The sequence below is a fragment of the Bradyrhizobium sp. CCGUVB1N3 genome, assembly GCF_024199925.1.
Taxonomy (GTDB): domain Bacteria; phylum Pseudomonadota; class Alphaproteobacteria; order Rhizobiales; family Xanthobacteraceae; genus Bradyrhizobium.
Genome location: NZ_JANADR010000001.1, coordinates 8250786 through 8274084 on the forward strand (window position 1 = coordinate 8250786; position 23299 = coordinate 8274084).

General features: G+C 65.8%; 18 protein-coding genes and 1 pseudogene. 11 read left to right on the top strand and 8 right to left on the bottom strand.

Annotated elements, in window-relative coordinates:
* The first annotated feature begins 18 nt into the window (after positions 1-18).
* From NLM33_RS39010 to NLM33_RS39020, 3 genes and pseudogenes are all read left to right on the top strand, one after another.
* Positions 19-711, top strand: coding sequence for an ABC transporter ATP-binding protein (locus NLM33_RS39010; RefSeq protein ID WP_254103692.1), 693 nt, complete (start codon positions 19-21; stop codon positions 709-711).
* Complete coding sequence (locus NLM33_RS39015; protein WP_254103693.1) at positions 708-1949, top strand: ABC transporter permease; 1242 nt, start codon at positions 708-710, stop codon at positions 1947-1949. Before NLM33_RS39010 ends, NLM33_RS39015 begins: the two co-directional genes overlap by 4 nt.
* Positions 1950-2014: 65 nt before the next feature.
* Positions 2015-2321 (top strand): annotated as a pseudogene (locus NLM33_RS39020) (HU family DNA-binding protein).
* A 177-nt stretch (positions 2322-2498) separates the two neighbouring features.
* Here NLM33_RS39020 and NLM33_RS39025 read toward each other — a convergent pair.
* Positions 2499-3149 carry a cupin domain-containing protein gene (locus NLM33_RS39025; protein ID WP_254103695.1) on the bottom strand — a complete coding sequence of 217 codons (651 nt, stop codon included), beginning with the start codon at positions 3147-3149 and terminating at the stop codon, positions 2499-2501.
* Positions 3150-3349: 200 nt separating this feature from the next.
* Here NLM33_RS39025 and NLM33_RS39030 point away from each other — a divergent pair, with 200 nt between their 5' ends.
* From NLM33_RS39030 to NLM33_RS39045, 4 genes are read left to right on the top strand one after another with little or no spacing between them, the layout of a single operon-like run.
* Complete coding sequence (locus tag NLM33_RS39030; RefSeq protein WP_254103696.1) at positions 3350-4102, top strand: ABC transporter substrate-binding protein; 753 nt, start codon at positions 3350-3352, stop codon at positions 4100-4102.
* Positions 4103-4108: 6 nt separating this feature from the next.
* Entirely contained in the window at positions 4109-4762 is a 654-nt protein-coding gene (locus NLM33_RS39035) for an amino acid ABC transporter permease (protein ID WP_254103697.1), read from the top strand.
* Complete coding sequence (locus NLM33_RS39040) at positions 4759-5490, top strand: amino acid ABC transporter ATP-binding protein (RefSeq protein WP_254103698.1); 732 nt, start codon at positions 4759-4761, stop codon at positions 5488-5490. Before NLM33_RS39035 ends, NLM33_RS39040 begins: the two co-directional genes overlap by 4 nt.
* Positions 5491-5503: 13 nt before the next feature.
* Complete coding sequence (locus NLM33_RS39045) at positions 5504-6796, top strand: FAD-binding oxidoreductase (protein ID WP_254103699.1); 1293 nt, start codon at positions 5504-5506, stop codon at positions 6794-6796.
* Between the two features lie 176 nt (positions 6797-6972).
* Here the strand turns inward: NLM33_RS39045 and NLM33_RS39050 are convergent, their stop codons facing one another.
* From NLM33_RS39050 to NLM33_RS39065, 4 genes are all read right to left on the bottom strand, one after another.
* Positions 6973-7188, bottom strand: a complete 216-nt coding sequence (locus NLM33_RS39050; protein ID WP_254103700.1) for a hypothetical protein — start codon at positions 7186-7188, stop codon at positions 6973-6975.
* Between the two features lie 95 nt (positions 7189-7283).
* A complete protein-coding gene (locus NLM33_RS39055; RefSeq protein WP_254103701.1) occupies positions 7284-8873 on the bottom strand; it encodes a gamma-glutamyltransferase family protein in 1590 nt (529 codons plus the stop codon).
* A gap of 305 nt (positions 8874-9178) precedes the next feature.
* A complete protein-coding gene (locus tag NLM33_RS39060) occupies positions 9179-10456 on the bottom strand; it encodes a multidrug effflux MFS transporter (protein ID WP_254103702.1) in 1278 nt (425 codons plus the stop codon).
* A gap of 270 nt (positions 10457-10726) precedes the next feature.
* On the bottom strand, positions 10727-12553 hold the full coding sequence (locus NLM33_RS39065; protein ID WP_254103703.1) for an aminopeptidase P family protein: 1827 nt from the start codon (positions 12551-12553) through the stop codon (positions 10727-10729).
* A 186-nt stretch (positions 12554-12739) separates the two neighbouring features.
* Between NLM33_RS39065 and NLM33_RS39070 the strand changes: the two genes are divergently transcribed.
* Positions 12740-12922: a hypothetical protein gene (locus NLM33_RS39070; protein ID WP_254103704.1), complete on the top strand. Its 183-nt coding sequence runs from the start codon at positions 12740-12742 to the stop codon at positions 12920-12922.
* Between the two features lie 155 nt (positions 12923-13077).
* On the opposite strand, the gene NLM33_RS39075 is transcribed toward NLM33_RS39070, so the two are convergent.
* Positions 13078-13965 carry a 50S ribosomal protein L11 methyltransferase gene (locus tag NLM33_RS39075; RefSeq protein ID WP_254103705.1) on the bottom strand — a complete coding sequence of 296 codons (888 nt, stop codon included), beginning with the start codon at positions 13963-13965 and terminating at the stop codon, positions 13078-13080.
* A 171-nt stretch (positions 13966-14136) separates the two neighbouring features.
* Between NLM33_RS39075 and NLM33_RS39080 the strand changes: the two genes are divergently transcribed.
* Positions 14137-14292, top strand: coding sequence for a Flp family type IVb pilin (locus NLM33_RS39080; protein WP_371930164.1), 156 nt, complete (start codon positions 14137-14139; stop codon positions 14290-14292).
* 294 nt (positions 14293-14586) lie between these two features.
* Here NLM33_RS39080 and NLM33_RS39085 read toward each other — a convergent pair whose 3' ends face one another.
* Entirely contained in the window at positions 14587-16197 is a 1611-nt protein-coding gene (locus NLM33_RS39085; protein WP_254103707.1) for an NAD(P)/FAD-dependent oxidoreductase, read from the bottom strand.
* Positions 16198-16399: 202 nt separating this feature from the next.
* Here NLM33_RS39085 and NLM33_RS39090 point away from each other — a divergent pair, with 202 nt between their 5' ends.
* Positions 16400-18691, top strand: a complete 2292-nt coding sequence (locus tag NLM33_RS39090; RefSeq protein ID WP_254103708.1) for a spermidine synthase — start codon at positions 16400-16402, stop codon at positions 18689-18691.
* A gap of 181 nt (positions 18692-18872) precedes the next feature.
* Here NLM33_RS39090 and NLM33_RS39095 read toward each other — a convergent pair whose 3' ends face one another.
* Positions 18873-19808 carry a glycerophosphodiester phosphodiesterase gene (locus tag NLM33_RS39095; protein WP_254103709.1) on the bottom strand — a complete coding sequence of 312 codons (936 nt, stop codon included), beginning with the start codon at positions 19806-19808 and terminating at the stop codon, positions 18873-18875.
* 276 nt (positions 19809-20084) lie between these two features.
* Between NLM33_RS39095 and NLM33_RS39100 the strand changes: the two genes are divergently transcribed.
* On the top strand, positions 20085-23291 hold the full coding sequence (locus tag NLM33_RS39100) for a tetratricopeptide repeat protein (protein ID WP_254103710.1): 3207 nt from the start codon (positions 20085-20087) through the stop codon (positions 23289-23291).
* Positions 23292-23299 lie beyond the last annotated feature (8 nt).

The following is a 23299-nucleotide window of genomic DNA, read 5'->3' on the forward strand; positions in this document are numbered from 1 at the left end:
CGCCCCGCAGCAATCCACATGCGCGGCGTGGTCAAGGTTCATCGCGACGGGCAAGGCGGCACGGTTGCAGCCCTCAATGGGCTCGACGTCAGCATCGCGCAAGGCGAGTTCGTCGCTGCCGTCGGTCCGTCCGGTTCGGGGAAGTCGACCTTCCTCGGTATTGCCGGTTGCCTCGACCGGGCGACATCGGGTGAATACCGGCTCGGTGACCTGTCGGTATCTGGCATGGATCACGATCAGCTCGCCTGGCTGCGCGCGCACCGGCTCGGCTTCGTGTTTCAGTCGTTTCAGCTGTTGAACCATCTCAGCGTGATCGACAACGTCGTCCAGCCGATGCTCTACACCGGGCGTCCGAAACGCGAGCGAAATGGACGGGCGATGGCTTGCCTTGAACGGGTCGGGCTCGCGCAACTGAGCGAGCGGCGACCTTATCAGTTGTCTGGTGGCCAGCAGCAGCGCGTGGCGATCGCCCGAGCCCTGGCCAATGAGCCAGCGATCCTATTCGCCGACGAACCAACTGCGGCGCTCGACCCCGACAACAAGGCCCAGGTGCTCGATCTGATCGATGATCTCAACGCCGGCGGACTGACCGTGGTGCTGGTGACCCATGATAGCGACGCGGCGCGACGCGCGCACCGTCTCATCCATTTTCGGGCCGGGCGCGCTTTCAATGTGGTGAGCGCCGATCAATCCTCGGAGCGCCTGGCATGATGTTGCGTACACATCTGGCGGGGGCGATGAGCGCCCTGCGGGCGAGCTCGTTGCGCAGCCTGCTCACGATGGGAGGACTCGCGGTCGGAGTGGCGTCGCTGATCGGGCTTGCCGGAATCGGCGACGGATTCACCTCCGCGGTATCGGACGAAATGGCCGCGCTCGGAACCCATTTGCTGGTGGTCGAACCCCGCTCGCCGGCTCAGGACCGCCGCGCCGACCGCAAACTTCCCGGCACCTTGATTGCCGACGATGCCCGCGTGATCGCGGCGATTCCGGGCGTCGCCAATGCCGCGCCCATTGTGCTTGGCGCGCTGGTCGCGCTGGGGCCGTCAGGCAACGGCAGCCTGTCGCTGATCGGCAGCGAGTCGTCCTTTGCGCAGGCGCTGCATTTGAAAGCGGCCAGCGGTCGCCTGCTTCTCGCCGCCGATGAAAGGGAAGCCGCCAAGAACGTCGTGCTCGGCGCGCGGATCGCGCGCGTCCTGCTTGGTGCCGAGGCCGTCGAGTTGGTCGCCCGGGACCGCGCCGAGATCACAATTGGCAAGGCGCTGTTTCACGTCATCGCCGTGCTTGAGCCTGTGGGCAGCGTTGCGGGCTGGAATATCGATGAAAGCGGGCTGATGCCATTCGCGACCGCGCGGTTGCGGCTGCTCGGCGCCGATCATCAGACCCCGCTCAGGGTGGATGCGCTGTTAATCGATCTGGTCGATCCCGCAGCGAAAACCGCGATCACCGCGGATGCACGCGCAGCGCTTCGCGAACGGCATCGCATCGTGGCGCGGGACTCCAGCGATTTTGCGGTAGTCGATCTCGCCGCCAGCGCCCGGGCCGAGGATGCAATTCTGCGCACCGTCCGTTTGTTCTTGTTGGTGACGGCGGTTGCAACGATTCTGGTCGGCGGCGTCGGCATCGCCAACATCATGCTGGTGGCAGTGGCGGAGCGACGGGGCGAAATCGGCCTGCTGCAGGCCTTGGGAGCGCGCCGTCAGGATATTCTCCTCCAGTTCCTGCTTGAGGCAACCATCCTGGCGGTCTGTGGCGGCCTGTGCGGCGCCGGCCTTGGCGTTGGCGGCGGTCAACTCGCGGCTGTAATGATGGGGCTACGTTTTCACGTCGCCGTCGGGTTTGTTGCCGCGGCCGTCGCCGGCGCCGGAATGGTTGGCGTTGCATCCGGATTGTTTCCCGCCCGGCAGGCGAGTCGGCTCAGTCCGCTGACGGCGCTGCGCGGGCCAGGCTGACGGCAACGACATCCGCTGGCAGCGGGTCTGGTATGTGAAATCGCTTCCAAGATGGAGCCCGTTCGATGACAACTGCCAATGAGATCGCCAAGAAGATTTGCAGCCGAGAACGACCTGACAAAGGCACAGGCGAAAGCCATCGTCGATGGCGTGTTCAAGGCGATCACCGATGCGGCCGTGAGCGGAGCCGAAACGAGGCTCCCTGGGTTCGGTAAGTTCAAGGTCAAGGATAGCCCGGCCCGGGAAGGCCGCAATCCGTCGACCGGCGCAACGATTGCGATCACAGCTTCCAGGAAGCTGACTTTTGCGGCTGCCAAAGCCATCAAGCATGTTCTCAACGGAGGAGCGGACCGTAACGACGGTGCATCGTAAGACGCAAGAGGAGGGGGCTTATGAACCTCCCCAACCCTCCCCCGCAAGCGACCGCCTGCGGGGGGAGAGGCCGACACGCGGAGCGTTGCGGGTGAGGGGGAGCTTCCGCGAGTCTCACTCGTACCGTTCTTGTGGAGAGAGCCCCTCTCGCCGTTAGAACGGGGAGAGGGAGAAGAGTCAGCTCGCCCCCGTCACGCAGTTCACCCACAACACCACGGCTTTGGCATCGTCGGCCGGATTGGAGAACCGGTGCGGCCGGCGGCTGGCAAAGCGAAAACTGTCGCCCGTCTTCAGTGACCACGTCTCGGTGTCGACCGTCAGCATCATCTCGCCTTCGAGCACGAGGCCGGCTTCCTCGCCGTCATGGGTGTAGAGCTCGTCGCCGGTCGAGCCGCCGGGCTCGAGATGCACCAGGAACAGGTTGAGCCGGTTCTCGGCGCCCGCGGCGCTGAGGAGCTGTTTCGAAATGCCGGTGCGCCAGAGCTTCAGTTCGGGGCGTTGCATCCCGCGCGTCACCACGGAATCGGACGCGCCATCCGTGCCTGGGCTCGCGCCGAACAGCGCGGCGATGCCGACGCCGAGCACGTCGGCCAGGGTCGCGAGCACACGCAGCGAGGGCGAGGACAGGCCGCGCTCGATCTGGCTGAGGAACCCGATCGACAGCGACGTGCGCTCAGCGACCGTCTCCAGCGAGAGTTGCCGTGTCTGCCTGAGATCGCGGATGCGGCGTCCGACCGCGACGTCCATCGCCGGCTCGGCCGGCTTGGTCACCGGTTTGGCGACGGCCTTTGCCTTCTTCACCGCCTTCGCGGCGGCCGGTTTGCGCATTCTTTTGCCACCGCTCACGTCAAACCGCTTCCTTCATGTGCATGAAAACCGCTTGCCAAGCCTGCCAAAGTGTGACCAGATTTTCATATTGGTGAAAGTAAGCCGAAACGGCCCGACCCGCAACATCTGCCGTCACAAGCTGCGCGGGGGCCGTCATCGGTCGAACCCAAGAGTCGGTCGAACCCAAGAGGGGGATTGCGATGAAGCGTTTCGTTCAGGCCGCGGTCGCGGCGCTCGCCCTTGCAGCCAGCGTGCCGGCATCCGCGCAGCAGGTGCTGAAGGTCGGCTCGACCCCGACCGGTATCCCTTTCACGTTCCTCGACACCAAGACCAATACCATCCAGGGCGTCATGGTCGATCTCATCACCGAGGTCGGCAAGGACGCCGGCCTCAACGTGCAGATCGAGCCGATGCAGTTCTCGGCGCTGATCCCCTCGCTGACCTCGAGCAAGATCGACATCATCGCGGCCGCAATGTTCATCACCGCGCCGCGCAAGGAGGTGATCGACTTCTCCGATCCGATCTACACCTATGGCGAAGGCCTTGTGGTGCCGAAGGGCGATACCAAGGCCTATGCCTCGCAGGAGGATCTGAAGGGTGAAGTTGTCGGTGCGCAGGTCGGCACCGCCTTCGTCGACGCGCTGAAGAAGTCGGGCCTCTTCAGCGACGTGAAGGCCTACGACACCATTCCCGACATCATGCGCGACGTGAACGCCGCGCGCCTCAAGGCCGGCTTCGCCGACTATCCGATCCTCGCCTACAACCTCAAGCAGGGCGGCTTCCCCGAGGTGCGCCTCGTTGCGAGCTACAAGCCCGCGACCGTCGGCTCGGTCGGCATCGGCGTGCGCAAGAGCGACACCGAGCTGCTCGGAAAGATCAACGCCTCGCTCGGCCGACTGAAGGCGAACGGCACCGTGGACAAGATCCTGGACAAATGGGGCCTTAAGGGCTGATCGCCGATGCAGGGCTTTTGGCGCGACACCGTCGAGTTCTTCCCGATCCTCCTGAACGGCGTCGCGCTCACGATCGTCGTCACCATCGGCTCGCTGATCCTCTCGACGCTGCTCGGGCTCGTCTGGGCCTTGATGCGGGTCTCCGGCGTCGGCTTCCTCGCAGGCCTGAGCGCCAGCGTGATCAACGTGATCCGCGGCATCCCGATCATCGTGCTGTTGTTCTATCTCTACTTCGTGATGCCCGATCTCGGTGTCACGCTCACCGCATTGCAGGCCGCGATCCTCGGGCTCGGCATCGCCTATTCGGCCTATCAGGCGGAAAACTTCCGCGCCGGCATCGAGGCGATCGACAAGGGACAGATCGAGGCGGCGCAGACCATCGGCATGGGCTGGTGGCTCACGATGCGCCGTGTGGTGCTGCCTCAGGCGGTGCGCATCGTGCTGCCGCCCTATGGCAACGTCATGATCATGATGCTGAAGGATTCGTCGCAGGCCTCGACCATCACGGTGGCCGAGCTTGCGCTCCAGGGCAAGTTGATCGCGTCCTCCACCTTCAAGAACACCAGCGTGTTCACGCTGGTGGCGCTGATGTATCTCACCATGAGCATCCCGCTGATCCTGCTGGTCCGTCACTTCGAGAAGCGGGCCGGCAAGCGATGATCGAGCTCGACGACATCCACAAGAGCTTTGGCAAGGTCGAGGTGCTCAAGGGCATCACCGCGTCCGTCGAGAAGGGCGAGGTGGTCTGCATCATCGGTCCGTCCGGCTCCGGCAAGTCGACCATCCTGCGCTGTATCAACGGGCTCGAAAGCTACGACCGCGGCGACATCAGCGTCGAGGGCACGCGCGTCGATCGCAGTGCGCCGTCGATCGTCTCGATCCGCACGCAGGTCTCGATGGTGTTCCAGCGCTTCAACCTGTTCCCGCATCGCACGGCGCTGGAGAACGTTGTCGAAGGGCCGCTCTACGTGAAGAAGCAGCCGCGCGCCGCGGCACTGGAGCGCGGCCGCGCGCTGCTCGCGCAGGTGGGGCTCGCCGAAAAGGCCGACATGCATCCGCCGCAGCTTTCCGGCGGTCAGCAGCAGCGCGTCGCGATCGCGCGTGCGCTCGCCATGCAGCCCAAGGCGATCCTGTTCGACGAACCGACCTCGGCGCTCGATCCCGAGCTCGTCGGCGAGGTGCTTTCCGTGATGCGCAAGCTCGCCGACGACGGCATGACCATGGTCGTCGTCACCCACGAGATGGGCTTTGCCCGCGACGTCGCGGATCGGGTTCTGTTCATCGACGGCGGCGTCATCGTCGAGCAGGGGCCCGCGAAAGCGGTGCTCAACCAACCGCAGCATGCGCGGACGCAGGACTTCTTGCGCCGCGTGCTGCATCCGCTCTGATCCGGTGTCCGACATGACCGCGCCTGCGCGCCTGCCTTTGCCGCCCTCGCTCTACGCCGACACCGCCGTTGCGGCGGTGGCCACGCCGCCGCTCGATGCGGACAAGACCGTCTCGGTCGCGATCGTCGGCGGTGGTTACACCGGCCTGTCCACTGCGCTGCATCTGGCCGAACAGGGTGTCGACGCGCTGGTGCTGGAGGCGCAGGAGCCGGGCTGGGGCGCGTCCGGCAACAATGGCGGGCATACCAACCCGGGATTGAAGCACGATCCCGATCAGATCGAGGCCGATTTCGGCGCTGATCTCGGTCGCCGCATGATCGAATTCTCCTACGGCACGACCAATTTTACCCACGACCTGATCCGCCGTTACCAGATTCCTTGCGAGGCGCGACAAAGCGGCACGCTGCGCGCGGCCTATAATGAGGCGAGCGCTGCGGCGATCGAAAGCACCGCAAGGCAATGCATTCGCCGCGGCATGCCGGTGACGCTGCTGGGTCCCGAGCAATTGCGCGAGATGACCGGCACCGACCGCTATCTCTGCGCCATGCTGGATGCGCGCGGCGGCGATCTGCATCCCCTCAGCTACGCCCGTGGCCTCGCACGCGCCGCGATCTCGGCCGGTGCGAGCGTGCACGGCGAAACCCCGGCGCTCTCCTTGCGCCGCGAGGGCACGCATTGGCGCATCGAGACGCCGCGCGCGGTCGTGCGCGCCGACAAGGTGCTGCTCGCCACCAACGGCTTTACGGATGATCTCTGGCCCCCGCTCCGCCGCACCATCGTTCCGGTGTTTTCGTCGATCGCCGCGACCGCGCCGCTCTCCGACGAGGTCGCCCGCTCGATCATGCCGACGCGTTCGGTGCTCTACGAAAGCGGCCACATCACGGTCTATTACCGCATCGATCAACAGAACCGCCTGCTGATGGGCGGCCGCGGCCCGATGCGCTGGATCAACGCGCCGTCCGATGTCGCCTATCTCATGCGCTATGCCGAGCGGCTGTGGCCGCAGCTCAAGGGCGTCGCCTGGACCCATGGCTGGAACAGCCGCCTTGCCATCACCAAGGATCATTATCCGCATGTGCACGAGCCGGCAGAAAATATCCTGATCTCGCTGGGCTGCAATGGCCGTGGCGTCGCGCTCTCCACCGCGATGGGCGCGCAGCTCGCGCGACGCCTGATCGGCGGCGCCAAGGCCGAGATCGACATGCCCGTCACCGGCATCAAGCCGATCCCGCTGCACGCGTTCTGGCCGGTCGGGGTGACGAGCGCGGTGATTGCCGGTCGCGTCCGGGACAGGCTGGGGATCTAGGGCATGATCCGGAAAAGTGTGAAGCGGTTTTCCCTCGCGACAAACGCGGAACGCGTTTGCGCGGAGATCATGCTCAAACAATAACTTAAAGCGCGATGACGATTCATCCCAATCTCATCGCGCTTTAGAAAAGCGCCGCCCGATTTCGAGCGGCGCCTGGCAGGTTGTCTCCGATTTCAGCAGCGGCCCTGCTTCCACAGGCCGGGCGGGCAGCCCCTGCCGCGCCAGCCGACTTTGCGCCCGTGATACCAGCCGGGCGGCGTGCCATGGTGATGTCCATGGAATCCGCCGTGGCCGTGTCCATGGCCATGACCGCCTTTGGCGGATGCCGCGTTTGGCATGGTGAGGCCAGCCGCGATGATCAATGTCGCGGCGAGCGCAAGCTTCTTCATCAAAATGATCTCCTCTTGGACGTACGCTTCTGTCCCGTTCGATGAACAGGCATCGGACGGTTAGCTCACCCACAAATGTGGAGGAGTCGTGACGCTCAGATCTCTGCCACCGCGTCGGCCCAGGGCTGGAAGATTTCGACCGCGCCGGAGTTGATGTCGCCCTCGCGCATCACGACGCTCGGGCAGGCGAATTTCATCGGCACGGACTGCACCTGCGTCTCCTCATAGTCGAAGCGCGCCGCGAGCGCCTTGCGCGCGTCCTCGGGCAACCGGCGGTCGCCGGTCACGACGGCGCCTTCGCTGGCGTCGATGCGCGGCTGGTGGATTGCGGCGTCCAGGTCCATGCCATAGTCCATCGCGAAGGAGAGGAGCTGCGTCACCGCGGGGAGGATGCGGCGGCCGCCGGAGGCGCCGACCGCGAGGCGCTTGCCGTCTTTGGTTTCGGCGATAACCGGCGTGATGTTGGTGAGGCAGCGTTTGCCGGGTGCGAGCGAGTTCGTCGTGCCGGGTGTCGGATCAAACCACATGATGCCGTTGTTCATGGGAATACCGGAGTGCGGCGTCACGTATTTCGAGCCGAAGCTCGACAGCAGCGTCTGCGTCACCGCGGCCATGTTGCCGTGACGGTCGACCACGGAGAAATGCGTGGTGCAGCCGGGCGCGAGATATTCCGCACCGAGCGAACGCTTGCCGTTGGCATCGCCCATGTCCTTGAGCCGCTCGCGATAGGCCGCTTGCAGGGCGGCGGCGTATTCGCTGTACGCGGCTGCATCGGGTGCGCCGTCCGGCGTCAGGTTCTGCTGCAACAGGCGCAGTGCATGCGCAAGCGTCGGGCCGGCGGTGAGCTCGGGCGTCGCAAACACATTGCCGCCGCGATAGGGAATGGCGAGCGGCTCGCGCAGATGCGCGCGGAAGGAGGCCAGATCCTCGACCGAGAGGGCGCCGCCGTCGGCCCTGATGTCCGATGCGATGCTCCTCGCGAGATCGCCCTGATAGAAGTCGCGCGGGCCGGCGGCGGCGAGGTGCGCCAGCGTCGCCTGCAGTTTCCGTTGCGGCAGCCGCGTCTCGGCCTTGATGCTCCAGGGCGCGTTCGGCGGCAGGCCGTCGGTGAGAAACGCTTCGGCGCTCGCGGGATAGCGCCGCAGGTCGGCCGCCGAGCTTGCGATCATCAGCGTCGTCCACCAGTCGACCAGCAGGCCTTCGCCGGCGAGCTTTGCGCTCGGCGCCACCAGATCCTGCCACGGCAGCTTGGCGTGGCGGCGATGGGCTTCCTCCATGCCGGCGACGACGCCGGGCACGGCGATCGCACCGGGGCCGTGGATGTTGCGGTCGTCCTTGACGCGCGCCCAGGGGAAGAGATCGGAGGCGGTGCCCTGGCCTGTGATTGGATAATCCTCGATGCGCAGGCTTTGCGGCGCGCGCATGTTGTAGTCGATCACTTCGTAGCGGTTGTCGGCCGCGCGGTAGAGCACCATGATGCCGCCGCCGCCGATGCCGCTCATCCAGGGCTCCAGCACGTTCAACGCGAAGGTCGTGGCGATCAGCGCATCGACGCAGTCGCCGCCCGCGGTCAGCACCTCCGCCCCAATCTCAGCCGCCCGGCGCGACTGCGCCGCGACGATGCCGCCCTTGGCGCGGCAGGCGGGTTTGCGGGGCTGCTGGGCATAGCTGAACAGGTGGGACATGGAGCCGATCTTGTTGCGTGGGATGGAATTTGCGCGGAAGCGGCGCAGGAGCGAACAATGGCACATCGCGGCCGACGATCCAGACCGAAGCGCAACATGGCAGCTGTGAAACAGGCGCGGGATGATGCTTCTTCCTTCTCCCCTTGTGGGAGAAGGTGGCGCGAAGCGCCGGATGAGGGGTCTTTCTCCCTGAATGTCAGCGTGAGAGATGCGCTCGTGGAGAGAGACCCCTCACCCGTCTCGCCGCTTCGCGGCGAGCCACCCTCTCCCACAAGGGGAGGGGGGACGGCGTCATCGTGCGCCTCTCACATCATCCCGCTTTCTTCTTCCTCCGCCTGCTCGATCAGCGCTTCGCTTACCACCACCTCGCGCCTTGGCACGACGAAGATCATCGTGGAGGCGCACAGCAGTGAGATGGCCAGGATCGCCGAGGTCAGCGGCAGTGTCGTGGTCGAATGTCCGCCGAGATAGGCGCCGAATTGCGACACCAGCGAGCCGATGCCCTGCTGCAGGAAGCCCATCGCGCCTGACGCGGTGCCGGCCGCCTCCGGGCGGACGCTGATCGCGCCGGCCGCCGAATTCGCCATCACGAAGGCATTGCCGATCATCACGACCATCTGCGTGCCGAACAGCCAGGCGGGAGCTTCGTTCCAACCCGCAAAACTCCAGGCCAGGTTCAGCAAGCTGCCGCTGAGTTGGAGCGCGAGCCCGAACCAGATCAGTTTCTCCAGCGAGTGCCGCGGCGAAAAGCGCACGCAGAGGAGATTGCCGACCAGATAGGCAAACGCCGTGGTCGCGAACCATGCGCCATATTCGGCGCTGCTGCGGCCCATCTGCGTCACCACGATATAGGGACCGCCGCCGGCGAAGGTGAAGATGATCTGCGAGGCCAGCACCTGGCACAGCACATAGCCGACGAAGGCGCGATTGCGGATGAGGCTGCCGACGTCGCCGCGAAAGCCGCTGCCGGCGGCGCGGGCGCGGTGCGTCTCGGGCAGCGCCAGCACGATGCCGACGGCGATCATGAGCGCGCCTGCCGTGATGGCGTAGAAGATCGCGCGCCAGCCGAACGCGGTCTCGATCAGGCCGCCGGTCAGGGGCGACAGCATTTGCGCGATCATCATGACGGCGATGACGAGGCTGATCATCGCGCCGACGCGCTCACGCTCGTAGAGATCGCGGATGATGGCGCGGCTCACCACCATGCCGGTGGCGCCGCCCAGCGCCTGGAAGAAGCGTGCGGCGATCAGTTGCGGCAGGTTATCCGCGAAGATGCAGGCGATGCTCGCCGCGACCATCAGCGCGAGCCCTGCGAGCAGCACCGGTCGCCGGCCGAACCGGTCCGACAGCGGTCCCATGATGATCTGCGAGCAGGCGATGCCGACCATGTAGAGCGACACCGTCATCTGCGCGACGGAGATGTCGCGACCGAACGTCGTCGCCAGGACGGGGAGCGCCGGAACCAGCATGTAGAGCGAGATCGGCGCGACGCCGGTCATGGCGACGAGCAACATCAGCATCACGCGCGAGGTCGCGAGATTCTGTTGCGCCGACAGCGTCGGTTTGCCCATCATGCCATGCATGAATCGACACTAGCCGCATCGCGAACGCCACGAATACGGATGTTTCGGCATGCGGCTATGCGCGAGGTTGCCACCGCAAATTTACTGTAACGACACGGCGCGGCCGCCACAAAGCAGGTGTCATCGCCCGGCTCGACCGGGCGATCCAGTACGCCGCGGCTTCTCCGCATTGCGACTGCTGTCTCTGGAATACTGGATTCCCCGCCTTCGCGGGGAATGACAGCGGAGGGTGGGGCGAGAGCGTTGCGCGAAATGCGACGGAGCTATGCGCTATTTCAGCTCCGCCGTCGCCTCATCGAGCCACGCCTTGGTCGCGTCATCGATCGCCGGGCACACCTCGGCCCTGACGCGCGCGTGGTAGGCGTTCAGCCAGTCGAGCTCATCCCTGCTGAGCATCGCCACCTCGATCAGCCGGCGGTCGATCGGCGCGAGCGTCAGCGTCTCGAACGCGTTCATCGGCTTCTCGGCGCCGGCGATATCGCTGGCAACCACCAGCTCGAGGTTCTCGATCCGGATGCCGAAACCGTCGGTCTTGTAGTAGCCGGGCTCGTTGGAAAGGATCATGCCGCGCTTCAGCGGCGTGGTGCCGAGCTTGGAAATGCGCGCCGGCCCTTCATGCACGGAGAGATAGCTGCCGACGCCGTGACCGGTGCCGTGCTCGAAATCGACACCGGCGGCCCAGAGATATTGCCGCGCCAGCGTGTCGAGCTGCGCGCCGGTGGTCCCGTCAGGGAATACGGCCCGCGCAATCGCAATGTGCCCGCGCAGTACGCGGGTGAAGCGGTCGCGCATCTCCGCGGTGGGCTCGCCGACGGTCATGGTGCGCGTGACGTCGGTGGTGCCGTCCTCATACTGCGCGCCGGAATCGATCAGCAGCAGATCGCCGCGCGCGATCCGGCGGTTGCTCTTGCGGGTGACACGGTAATGCACGATGGCGCCGTTCGGGCCCGTTCCGGAAATGGTCGGGAACGACACATCCTTCAGCGCGCCGGTGTCGCGCCGGAAGGTTTCCAGCGCTTCCACCGCGTCGATCTCGGTCAGCTTGCCCGAGGGCGCCTCGCGATCGATGAAGGCGAGGAAGCGCGCCAGCGCGACCGCGTCGCGGCGGTGCGCGGTCTTCGTCCCGGCGATCTCGGTGCCGTTCTTCACCGCCTTCAGCAGCGTCACCGGATCGGCGCCGCGCAGCGGCTTGCCGCCGCTGCTCGTGATCAGCCGGCTGAGCGCGTCGGCTGCGGTCGCATTGTCCAGCGCAATCGCGGCGCCGCTCTTGGCCAGCGCCATCAGCGTCGGCGTCAGCGCATCCGGCTCGCGCACGTCGGCGGACTGTTCGAGATGGTCGCGCGTCAGGTTGGAGAGTTTTCGGTGGTCGATGAACACGGTCGGCCGGCCGTCCTTTGGCACCAAGGCGTAGGACAGCGGCAAGGGCGTATGCGCAACGTCGCCGCCGCGGATGTTGAAGCTCCAGGCCACCGCATGGCTGTCGGACAGCACCAGCGCATCGGCGCCGAGCTTGCCGATCTCGCTACGGATATGCGCGAGCTTCTCCGCCACCGCGATCCCCGCATATTGCGTGGCGTGAATCACGACCGGCGCGATTGGCGCGGGTGGCCGGTCTTGCCAGACGGCGTCGACCGGGTTCGAGTCGACTGCCACCAATTCGGCACCGGCCTTGGCACAGGCCGCGGACAGGCGCTCGGCTGCCGCAAAAGTGTGCAGCCACGGGTCAAATCCTAGGCGATCGCCCGCCTTGAGATGCGCGGAGAGCCAGCTTTCCGGCGGCGGTTCGATCAGCGACTCGACGGCCCAGGCCTTTGCGTCGACCTGCTTGGCCGCTTGCAGCGTATAGCGGCCGTCGACGAACACCGCCGCCTCCTGCAGCAACACGACCGCCAGTCCCGCCGAACCGGTGAAGCCGGTGAGCCAGGCCAGCCGCTCCTCTGACGGTGCCACATATTCATTCTGCTGCTGGTCGGCGCGCGGAATGACGAAGCCCGTGAGCTTGCGACGGGCGAGTTCTTCGCGAAGTGCCGCAAGCCGCGCGCTCAATGCGACGCCGGCTTCAGGCTCCTCGAATGTCTGGAAGTGAGCTTCGAACATGCTGGGACTATCTTAGGGTGATGGGGATTGCTCCGCAATGTGGACGCAATCGTTAGGCATTGGCATAGCCTGTGCTTGCGAAGTTCCATTCGCGTCGAGTGGAGTAAAGGATGCGGCTTCCGCGCTTCGTCCGGATGACAGGGCAAAAAGAGCAAGTGGTTCATCTCAACGGCGAGGGGACACACGATGCCTGCGTTCACGTTTGAAAAGATCTCGCCTCCGGTCCGCCGCGGACCGTCCTCCCCCGAGCCAGAGAAGCCGCGCGGCGTCCTCTACCAGATGATCGACCGCTTCGCCGAGCGCCGCGCCAGGCGGATCTTGCGCGAGAAGCGCGTTCCGATCAGCCGCGACGACAAACAGGCGGAATAGCGCGGCGTTGATGAGTCTGTAGGGTGGGCAAAGCGACTTGTCCGCCGTAGCTCGAAGAGCGAAGGCGGAAGCGTGCCCACCACTTCTATCGCCAGGTGTGGATCGATGGTGGGCCCGGCGCGCGAAGAGCGCGCCTTTGCCCACCCTACAGCACCTCAACCCATCTTCCGCAGCAACAGGCTGCTCCAGCCCTCGATCCGCAAGTGCCGTACGGGCACGAGGCCGCGCGCGCGGTAGGCCGCAATCACGGCGGACGCCTGGGGCGTCAGGAGGCCCGATAGGATAACGTGCGCCCTCGGGGCAAGGTGTCGCGTCATGGGGCCCGCCAATTGCCGCAGAGGATTGGCGAGGATGTTGGCCAGCACCAGGTCGAACGGGGCCCACTTGGCAAAATCGGGCGCGGCAAAGCCGGTGGCGCGGATCGCATGCACGTGGTGACCGGCCTCGTTCAGCACTGCGTTCTCGCGGGCCACGCGCACCGAGGGCGGGTCGATGTCGCTCGCCAGCACTGCGCGATGCAGCGCCTTGGCCGCCGCGATTGCCAGCACGCCGGTCCCGGTGCCGAGGTCGAGGACGCGCTTGGGCCGGGAACGTTTCAAGACATGGTCAAGCAGAAGTAAACAGCCACGCGTCGTGCCGTGATGGCCGGTGCCGAAAGCCAGCGCCGCCTCGATCTCGATGGCCAGCTTGTTCGGCGGCACGCGGTCGCGGTCGTGGCTGCCGTGGACGATGAAGCGTCCGGCTGGAACGGGCACGAGGTCTTCGAGGCTCGCCTTGACCCAATCCTTGGCCTCGATGCTGTCGAACACCAGTGTGTCCGCGATCTGGCTACCTGCCGTTTCAGCGATGATTCCACTCAGGAAATCCTGATCCGGCGCAACCGCAAAGTGCAGCGTGACGTCCCAGCGCCCGTCGGGTTGCTCGAATGCGGCGACCGCCGCGTCGCCATCGAAAAAGATCTCGGTCAGGACGTCGACAACGCGCTTGGCGGCGGCCTCGTCGCCGATCGCAAAGCTCGCGCGGTGGGTGGGGGAGGGGGGCATATTATTCAGCTATACTCGCTCAGTTCGGTCCAATTTAATGAGTTATCGCCTCGCATCATTCTTAAAACTTGTGATTCCCGTGTTTATTCAACTTTAGGTTCCGCTCCGTAGATTTCCGGATGTTGGGTGCAGCCAACGCAACTGGAAATTGGAGGCAAAATCTTGAAGCGCATGGTTCAAAAGTTCTGGTCCGATGAATCCGGTGCCACCGCGATCGAATACGGTTTGATCGCAGCCGGCATCGCCCTGGCGATCATTACCGTGGTCAACAGCCTGGGCACCAGCCTGAATGACAAGTTCGGTTCAGTTAGCAGCTCCTTGAAGTAATTTCCGCCTCCCTTTTCTGCGCGGGGGCTATTTCATTGAAGACAACGATCAACGCCCGCGGGGGGAAAGCCCCTTGCGGGCGAAGTCGTTTTTGGCGGCGGCAGTGTCTTAGACACTGCCGGCGGCCCACAGGATTCCCCCGTCCTACGCCTGGGTTTATCCACTGGCTGGTCCACAGCGATATCCCGAATTTGTCCCCAGGGTATCCCCGGTCTGGTCCCCAGGTTTCCCCGCGATCCTCGCGCGACCTCTCCCCAAGTGCCGGATACGCCTGGGCACAGGCTATCCACACGTCTATCCACGGCCTGCGAACAGGGAGCGGTGATCCCTCAGGATCGCGCGCGCCGCATTGTGGCCGGGGGCGCCGGTGACGCCGCCGCCGGGATGGGCGCCTGAGCCGCAGTGATAAAGGCCCTTCAGCGGCCCGCGATAGTCGGCATGTCCCAGCATCGGGCGGGCCGAGAACAGCTGGTTCAGCGTCAGTGCGCCATGGAAGATGTCGCCGCCGAGCAGGCCGAATTGCCGTTCGAGATCGAGCGGGGAGAGGATCTGGCGGCCGAGCACGCTCGCGGCAAAGCCCGGCGCGTATTTGTCCACCGTCGCGATCATGAGGTCGGCGACCTCCTCGCGATGGTCGTCCCACGACTTGCCCTCAGGCAACTCCGGCGCGACGTGCTGGCAGAACAGGCTGGCGACGTGTTTTCCTTCGGGCGCGAGCGAGTCGTCGAGCGTCGAGGGGATCAGCATCTCCACGATGGGCGAGCTGCTCCAGCCCTGCGCGCGCGCATCCAGATAGGCGCGATCCATATAGCCAAGGCTCGGCGCGATGATGATGCCGGAGGTCAGATGATCGCCTTCCCCGGGGAGTGCCGTGAAGGACGGCAGGCGATCCAGCGCGACGTTCATGCGGAAGGTGCCCGAGCCGTTCTTCCAGTGCCGGATGCGGGCGAGGAAGTCGGCAGGGATGGCGTCCGCCGCGACGAGGCGCGTGTAGAGCAGCTTTGGATTGACGTTCGACGCGACGTATTTCGCGCGGATGCTCTCGCCGCTTTCGAGCACGACGCCGACAGCGCGATCACGCTCGACGATCACCTCGCGCACGCCGGCATCCGTTTGAATCGCAACGCCCTGGTCGCGCGCGGCGCGCGCCATCGCCTGCGTGATCGCGCCCATGCCGCCGATGGCGTGGCCCCAGACGCCCTTCTTTCCGTTCACCTCGCCGAAGGCGTGGTGCAGCATCACGTAGGCCGAGCCGGCCGCATAGGGGCTTGCGTAGTTGCCGACGATGGCATCGAAGCCGAACAGCGCCTTGACGAGATCGTGCTCGAAACGCTCGTCCAGCATCTCGCCGGCTGATCGCGTGAAGAGGTCGAGCAGGCTGCGGCTCTGCTCCAGGCTCAGGCGGCGCAGGATGTTGGCGCTTTGCAGCGCGTTGATGGTCTCGCGCATCGCGCCCGGACCGAAGCCGTCGAGCAGGTTCGGCGGTGCGCGCAGCACGAACTGGCGCAGCACGTCGGCGATGGCCTCGAGCTCGCGCGAAAAGCCGTCGAGCGCCTCGGCATCATGCGCGCTGAGCCGGGCCACGTGCTCTTTCGTTCGTCCCTCGCCGGTGAGGAGATAGCTGCCGTCGGGCGCGGGCAGAAAATTCTGCACACGGCGTTCGACGATGCGCAGGCCCTGCTCGGCGAGCTTGAGGTCGCTGATCACCTGCGGATTAAGCAGGCTCACCGTATAGGCCGCGACCGAATTCCTGAAACCGGGGTGGAACTCCTCGGTCACCGCGGCGCCGCCCACCACCTTGCGCCGCTCGACCACCGTCACTCGCAGCCCTGCCATCGCGAGATAGGCCGCGCAGGTGAGGCCGTTATGGCCAGCGCCGATGATGACGACGTCGGTTTCGGTCATGAAAGGTTCAACATTCTTTCCGCAGTCATTCCGGGGCTGGTCCTCGAGGGCCGGGCTTCGCGCGGTCCTGACGGACCATCCCGGAATGACGTTCTATATCAGGCATTCCGTGTCGCGACAGTCCCACCATTTATTGCTCGTTCATGCGCCGTGTGCTCCATTGCGCGCGTCCGGCGGCCGCCGGGGTTTTGCCGGAGCTTTCATGGATTCGATCGTGCCTCCCGCCGTCACCGAGCAGCCGTCCGCCTCGCGCAACCGGCTGGTGCTGACGGTCTACATCGCCGCGATCTTCGTCAGCGCGCTGCTGCTGTTCTCGGTGCAGCCGCTGTTCACGAAAATGGTGCTGCCGCGGCTCGGCGGCTCGCCCGCGGTGTGGTCGGTGGCGATGGTGTTCTTCCAGTCGCTGCTGCTGGCGGGCTACGCCTATGCGCATTTCCTGATGCAGATCAGGAACCGCGCGATTCCGGTCGCCATCCATCTCGTGCTGCTGGTGGTCGCGTTGCTGACACTGCCGCTCGGGATCGCGCATTCGTTCGGCGAGCCGCCGACCTCGGGCTATGCGTTCTGGCTGCTCGGCCTGTTCGCGGTGTCGATCGGGCTCCCGTTCTTCGCGCTCGCCGCCAACAATCCGCTGTTGCAGGCCTGGTTCGTCCGCACCGGCCACCCTGATGGACCCGATCCCTATTTCCTCTACTCCGCCTCCAACATCGGCAGTTTCCTCGCGCTGTTGTCCTATCCGGTGCTGCTGGAGCCGGTGTTCACGCTGCGCACCCAGAATTGGCTCTGGACCGGCGGTTACGGTCTTTTGATCCTGCTGATCGCGGCCTGCGGCGTGCTGCTGCTGCGCTCGCCGGCGCTGGCGGTGGCCGATGCGCGCACCGAAGACACGAGCTCGCCGGCGCCGAGCTGGCTCGTTCGCGCACGCTGGATCTTCCTTGCCGCGGTGCCCTCCGGCCTTCTGATCGCGGTGACCGCGCATATCTCGACCGACGTCGCCGCCGCGCCGCTTCTCTGGGTGGTGCCGCTGTCGCTCTACCTCTTGACGTGGGTGCTGGTGTTCCAGTCACGTCCATTGCTGCCGCACAAATGGATGCTGGTGCTCCAGCCGCTCGCGATCGCGGGCATCATCATTCTGCTTGCCTTTGGCGGCGAGCAGAACCTGCTGCTGACGCTGGGCGGCCACCAGCTCTGCTTCTTCGTCATCGCCATGGCCTGCCATGGCGAATTGGCGCGCACCCGGCCGGCCGCGAAATATCTCACCGGCTTTTATGTCGCGCTGTCGTTCGGCGGCATGGTCGGCGGCCTGTTCGCAGGCCTCGTCGCGCCTTTCACTTTCTCCTGGATCGCGGAATATCCGATCCTGATCGCGCTCGCCGCGCTATGCCGGCCATCGGCAGGCGAGCGGCTTGCCCCCGTCATGAAGTGGTACTGGCTCGTGCTCGCCGCGCTCGCGATCGCGCTGGTGGCGCCGTCCTATTCAACCGGCCAAATCCCAGAGCAGGTCACGACCTGGTTCGAGGATCACCGCGTCTGGATCGCCGGCGCCGTCGGCCTGCTCGCAGCGCTTCTGGCGCTCGCGCTCAATGCCAACCGCTGGAAGGTCTTTGCAACGATCGTGCTCGCGCTGGCGCTGACCCGCGTCTATCCGGCTGATGAAGGCCGCGTCGAGACGGTGCGCAGCTTCTTCGGCGTGCACAAGATCGTGGTGACGCCCGGCGGCTATTTCCACGTGCTGATGCACGGCACCACGATCCATGGGGCCGAGCGTTTCCTCAACAATGACGGCACGCCGGTCAACGGGCGACCCGAGCCGATCACCTACTACCACAAGGACGGCGGCATCGGTCAGGCCATCACCGCCTTGCGCGAGCGCAAGGGTGCGCCGCTCAAGGTCGCCGCGATCGGGGTCGGCTCCGGCACGCTCGCCTGCGCCGCCGCGCCGGGCGAAAGCTGGAAGTTCTTCGAGATCGACCAGACCATGGTCGATACCGCGAGCGATCCCAAATATTTCCGCTACATCTCGAGCTGCGCCCCGGGTCTGAAGCCGGTGATCGGGGATGCGCGGCTGACCTTTGCCAAGGAGCCCGACGGCATCTACGATCTCATCATCGTCGACGCCTACTCCTCGGACGCGATCCCGATTCATCTTGCGACCGAAGAAGCGATGAAGATCTACAAGGACAAGCTCGCCCCGCACGGCGCGGTCGTGATGCACATCTCCAACCGCCATCTCGACCTCGAGCCGGTCGTGGTCGGGATTGCCGATGCCAACGATCTCAAGAGCTGGGTCTACAACGAGGATACCGGGCGCGACGCCGACTACATCTTCTCGACCGACGTCGTCGTCTCCGCGCGCGAAGAAGCCGATGTCGGCAAGCTCGCCTCTTCCAAGCAGTGGGAGGAGACCGAGGCCGACGACAGGGTGCGGGTCTGGACCGACGACTACTCCAACATCATCGGCGCGCTGTATCGGCGTCTGCGGGACGGGGAGTAGCGCGGCCACCACTCGGACAGCCTCGTGCCCCGGACGCGGCGCAGCGCCACAAGCGCGTTCACGCGCGTCTTCGACGCGCTAGGCGATGCGCTGCAGAGCCGGGGCCCATATTTCCTGGGTCCCGGCTCTGCGTCGCGTCATTTCATGCCGCGCCGCGTCCGGGACACGAGATCATTGGAGACTATGGACTGACCGGCGTGCCCGGGGGCAGCGCGATGCCTTTGTCGCCGGCGACCTGCCGCAACAGGTCGGGGCGATCGGAGATGATGCCGTCGACGCCGAACTCGATCATCCGCGCCATGTCGTCCGCCTTGTTGACGGTCCAGACCACGACGCGCAGGCCGAGCTCGTGTGCTTCCGTGACCAGCGCGCCGTTCACGTCGCCGAAATAGGGTGACCAGACCGCGCCGCCGGCCGCCTTGATCGTGCGCGGCAGCGAGCCGCCGTGATCGGCCGGATTGAAGCCCGCCGTCCAGTCGGTGGCCCTGTCGAGTGCATTGGTCGGCGCCGAGCCGCGCTGCAGCGTCAGATAGACGGTCGGAATTTTCGGCGCCTGCTTTTGGACCAAAAGCAGCGTCCGCCAGTCGAAGGACTGGATCATGACGCGGCCTGAAAATCCCGCGGCGTCGATGACGCCGAGGAGCCGCGCGACGAAGGCCTGCGGATCGAGCGACTCGTCCGGGTGGTTCGGATCGATCTTGGTCTCGATGTTGAAGCGCACGCGCGTGTTGCCGGATTTTTCGACCAGCGCGAACACCTGCTTCAGCGTCGGAATCCGCGTCCCCTGCACCGCGCGCTGCTCGGAAAACTGCTTGGCGTAGGCGCTGTCGGGGCGGATCTGGCCGACGTCATACGCCCTGACCTCGTCGAGCCGCAGTTTGACGAACGGCGTGCCGGGCGCGGCGACATAGCTGCCTGCAGCGTCGCGCGCGAGATCCGGATTGAGGCCGCGCTCATGCGACACGACGACCTCGCCGTCCGCGGTGACGCCGACGTCGAGCTCCAGCGTGTCGACGCCCATCGACAGCGCGTTGGCGAAGGCGGGCAAGGTGTTTTCCGGCATCAGCGCGCGCCCGCCGCGATGCGCTTCGAGATCGAAGGTCGAATCGAGTGCCATGGCCGGTCCAGCGATGAGAACACAAAAGGCCGTCAGGATTGTCACAGCAGGGGATGGCATCGGCGTACACAGGGCAAGAGGGAAACGGAACGTTTGAACCGCTTTTCGGCGGCCGGGGCAAGTCCATGGTATTCGCCCTGTTGGCCCACCGGGGCGCTCGGGGTTGGGGAGCGCGGCTTGCGGGCGTCCGGCCGGCTCGCATGCTGTCGACAGCAGCGGCTGGGGCCTCTACTCTCGCGTCCATTGCCATTTGAAGCGTGTGACGGGGGCCTCGATATGCGCCGCGCTCGCATCTTCGCCGCCCTCCTGCTGGCGGCCTCGTTGTTCGCAGAGCCTGCTTTTGCCCAGCGCGGCGGCGATTTTGATTCGCTCCAGGCGCAAATGGGCGCGAGCATTCAGGCGGGCCGCATAGCAGAGGCTTTGGCGGCCGCCGAGAAGCTCGAGGTGCTGGTTCGGCGGCGGCAGGGCACCGACAACATGAACTATGCCGGGGTGCTGCACAACGAAGGCCTGTGCCTGCACAATCTCGGACGCTACGGCGAGGCCGTCGACAAGCTCAATGCCGCGCTTGCGATCAAGCTGCGCAACACCGATGTCGCCTCGACGCTGCGCACCTCGAACATCCTGGTCGCCTCCCTGGGCATGCTCGACCGACGCACCGAGGCGACGGCGATCGCCGAACGCGCGCTGGCGCTCGGCACATCCGCCTTCGGCGCCAATGACGTCAGGCTTGCCAGCACACTTGCGGCACTCGGCGGGCTTGCGCGTGACAAGGAGAATTTTAGCGAGGCCGCGCGCTATTTCGAAACGGCGCTGGCGAGCTGGCAAAATACCCCGAATGCGCCGCCCCACGAGATTGCCACGGCGACGGACGATCTTGGCGACATCTATGGCCTGCTCGGACGCTTCGACGAGGGCGAGCGGCTTTTGAGGCAGGCGCTCGACCTGCTCGACAAGGCCTATGGTCGGGATGCCGAGGCGGCTCCCAATTATGAGAAGACGCTCAACGATCTCGGCAATCTCTATCAGGCCGTCGGCCGCTTTGCCGATGCCGAGGCGATCTTCCGCCGCGCGCTCGCGGTCGGTCGCGCGCGGCGCGGCGAGGACCATCCGCTAGTTTCGGGGACGACGGGCAATCTGGCAATCGTGCTGGAGCGGCAGTCGCGCTTTGCCGAAGCGGAAAAACTCTATCAGCAGATGCTTCAGGCCTATGAGAAGCAATACGGCCCCAACCATCCAATCACGGCGATCGCGCTCGTCAACCTCGCCAACAACTATGCCGATCAGCGAAAGTTCGAGGCGGCTGCGGGCTTGCAGGAGCGCGCGCTTGCGATCGACGAGAAAGCGTTCGGCGCCGACAGCGCCGATGTCGGGCGCATCCTCACCAATCTCGCCAACAGCTATCGCAGCATCGGCCGCGCCGAACAGGCGGTTCCGCTCTACCGACGCTCCCTGCTGCTCATGGAGCGGAAGTTCGGCCAGGGCGCCGCCCAGACCGCCGTGGCGGCGAATTCGCTCGGCCAGGCCTTGATGGAGTCCGGACGCGCCGACGAGGCCAGGCAATATCTTGGCCGCGCGCTCGAGATCGATGAGCGCCTGCTGGGCAATGCGCATCCGCAGCTCATCGGTGATCTCCGCGGTATCGCCGTGCTCGATCTCAGGGCCGGTCAGCTCACTGAAGCGCGCGACCATTTGCGCCGCGCGCTCGCCATCGCACAGCAGAGGCTCGGCGCGAACCATCAGGACACCATTGCCACGATAGTCAATCTTGCCGACATCGACGCGCGCGACGACAAATGGGCCGATGCGCTCGCAATGCTGCGCCGGGCATCGGCGGCGTTGAACGCGCAACGCGACGCGCAGTTCACCCGCTTCACCGAGATCGATCCGGCTTTGATCGCGGCGATCTGGCGCGTGTCGGACGGCAGGCCCGACGATGCGGCAAGGGACGAGGCGTTCGGCGCGGCGCAGCGGGCCCACGAGACCAAGGCGGGCGCGGCGCTGTCGCAGATGGCGGCGCGGTTCGGAGCCGGCAATGACGCAATCGGGGTGCTGGTGCGGCGGCAGCAGGACCTGAAGATTGCGCTCGAGGCCCTCGACAAGCGCGTCACGACCGAGCTCGGCCAGCCGGACGGCAAGCGCAACGACGCGCTGATCGGCAATCTCCGCGCGGAGATCGTGCGAACGCAAAAATCCTATGACGACGTCTCGATGCAGCTCGACAAGGGCTTTCCCGCCTACGCCGAACTGTCGAATCCCCAGCCGCTACCGATCGCGCAGGCACAGGCCCTTTTGAGGCCCGATGAAGTGCTGGTTTCTTTTCTTTCGCTGAGCGCGACAACTTACGTCTTTGCCGTGACGCGCGAGATGAGCGTGCTGCGCCAGATTGCGCTCGGCAGCAAGGCGATCGGCGACCGGATCGCGCATCTGCGGCTCGGCCTTGCCAATTCCGAGGCGGCGCAGACCTCGTTCGATCTCGATGCGTCCTTCGAACTCTACACCGCGCTGCTTGGTCCGGTCGCAGCGGAGATCTCCGGCAAGCCGAAACTGCTGGTGGTCCCCGCGGGCGCGCTGACCAGCCTGCCGTTCCACGTGCTGGTGACGAAGAGACCCGATCCTGCGCTCGGCAAGGATGATCGCTACCGGCTGGCGGCCTGGCTGCTCAATGAGCGCGCGATCACCGTGCTGCCCTCGGTCACGAGCCTGCGCGCGCTGCGCAGCATTGCGAAGGACTCGCGCGCTTCAAAGCCGTTCATCGGGTTCGGCGATCCCGTGCTCCAGCGCGCTACCGGCGACAAGCGCGCGGGCACCGGGCGTAATGTACAGCCCTACCAGAGCTACTATGACGGCACGAGCGTCGATCTGGAGCGGCTGCGCACGGGCTTGCCGGCACTGCCGGAAACCGCGGGCGAGTTGCAGGCGGTGGCGCGCGCGCTCGGCGCCTCGCCGCAGGACGACGTCAAGCTCGGTCCGGCCGCGACCGTCACCAATGTCAGCACGCTGCCGCTCGATCAGTATCGCGTCGTCGATTTCGCGACGCACGGCCTCGTGGCCGGCGAAGTCAACGGTCTCACCGAGCCCGCCCTCGTGCTCACCTTGCCGGACCGGCCGACCCGCGAGGACGACGGCCTGCTCACTGCAAGCCGGGTCGCAAGGCTCAAGCTCGATGCCGACTGGGCGGTGCTGTCGGCGTGCAACACGGCGGCCGGCGACAGGCCCGGCGCAGAAGGCCTGTCGGGCCTGGCGCGCGCATTTTTCTACGCCGGTGCCCGCGCGCTGCTGGTGTCACACTGGCCGGTCGATTCTGAGGCGGCCGTGCGTGTGACGACCGGCGCGTTCTCCGCGCTCACCTCGCATCCCGGCATCGGCCGCGCCGAGGCGCTGCGCCGCTCCATGCAGGCGCTGATCGCCGACCGTACCTCGCCGCGCAACGCCGATCCCGCCGTGTGGGCGCCGTTCGTGCTGGTCGGCGAAGGAGGTTAGCGCGTTCA

What these genes read in the sequence shown, in the direction of transcription:
- NLM33_RS39090 (WP_254103708.1), top strand. Translation starts at nt 16,400, where the DNA reads ATGGATTCGATCGTGCCTCCCGCCGTCACCGAGCAGCCGTCCGCCTCG.
- NLM33_RS39065 (WP_254103703.1), bottom strand. Translation starts at nt 12,553, where the DNA reads ATGTTCGAAGCTCACTTCCAGACATTCGAGGAGCCTGAAGCCGGCGTC.
- NLM33_RS39035 (WP_254103697.1), top strand. Translation starts at nt 4,109, where the DNA reads ATGCAGGGCTTTTGGCGCGACACCGTCGAGTTCTTCCCGATCCTCCTG.
- NLM33_RS39080 (WP_371930164.1), top strand. Translation starts at nt 14,137, where the DNA reads ATGGTTCAAAAGTTCTGGTCCGATGAATCCGGTGCCACCGCGATCGAA.
- NLM33_RS39075 (WP_254103705.1), bottom strand. Translation starts at nt 13,965, where the DNA reads ATGCCCCCCTCCCCCACCCACCGCGCGAGCTTTGCGATCGGCGACGAG.
- NLM33_RS39010 (WP_254103692.1), top strand. Translation starts at nt 19, where the DNA reads ATGCGCGGCGTGGTCAAGGTTCATCGCGACGGGCAAGGCGGCACGGTT.
- NLM33_RS39060 (WP_254103702.1), bottom strand. Translation starts at nt 10,456, where the DNA reads ATGCATGGCATGATGGGCAAACCGACGCTGTCGGCGCAACAGAATCTC.
- NLM33_RS39085 (WP_254103707.1), bottom strand. Translation starts at nt 16,197, where the DNA reads ATGACCGAAACCGACGTCGTCATCATCGGCGCTGGCCATAACGGCCTC.
- NLM33_RS39095 (WP_254103709.1), bottom strand. Translation starts at nt 19,808, where the DNA reads ATGGCACTCGATTCGACCTTCGATCTCGAAGCGCATCGCGGCGGGCGC.
- NLM33_RS39040 (WP_254103698.1), top strand. Translation starts at nt 4,759, where the DNA reads ATGATCGAGCTCGACGACATCCACAAGAGCTTTGGCAAGGTCGAGGTG.
- NLM33_RS39100 (WP_254103710.1), top strand. Translation starts at nt 20,085, where the DNA reads ATGCGCCGCGCTCGCATCTTCGCCGCCCTCCTGCTGGCGGCCTCGTTG.
- NLM33_RS39050 (WP_254103700.1), bottom strand. Translation starts at nt 7,188, where the DNA reads ATGAAGAAGCTTGCGCTCGCCGCGACATTGATCATCGCGGCTGGCCTC.
- NLM33_RS39030 (WP_254103696.1), top strand. Translation starts at nt 3,350, where the DNA reads ATGAAGCGTTTCGTTCAGGCCGCGGTCGCGGCGCTCGCCCTTGCAGCC.
- NLM33_RS39015 (WP_254103693.1), top strand. Translation starts at nt 708, where the DNA reads ATGATGTTGCGTACACATCTGGCGGGGGCGATGAGCGCCCTGCGGGCG.
- NLM33_RS39025 (WP_254103695.1), bottom strand. Translation starts at nt 3,149, where the DNA reads ATGCGCAAACCGGCCGCCGCGAAGGCGGTGAAGAAGGCAAAGGCCGTC.
- NLM33_RS39055 (WP_254103701.1), bottom strand. Translation starts at nt 8,873, where the DNA reads ATGTCCCACCTGTTCAGCTATGCCCAGCAGCCCCGCAAACCCGCCTGC.
- NLM33_RS39070 (WP_254103704.1), top strand. Translation starts at nt 12,740, where the DNA reads ATGCCTGCGTTCACGTTTGAAAAGATCTCGCCTCCGGTCCGCCGCGGA.
- NLM33_RS39045 (WP_254103699.1), top strand. Translation starts at nt 5,504, where the DNA reads ATGACCGCGCCTGCGCGCCTGCCTTTGCCGCCCTCGCTCTACGCCGAC.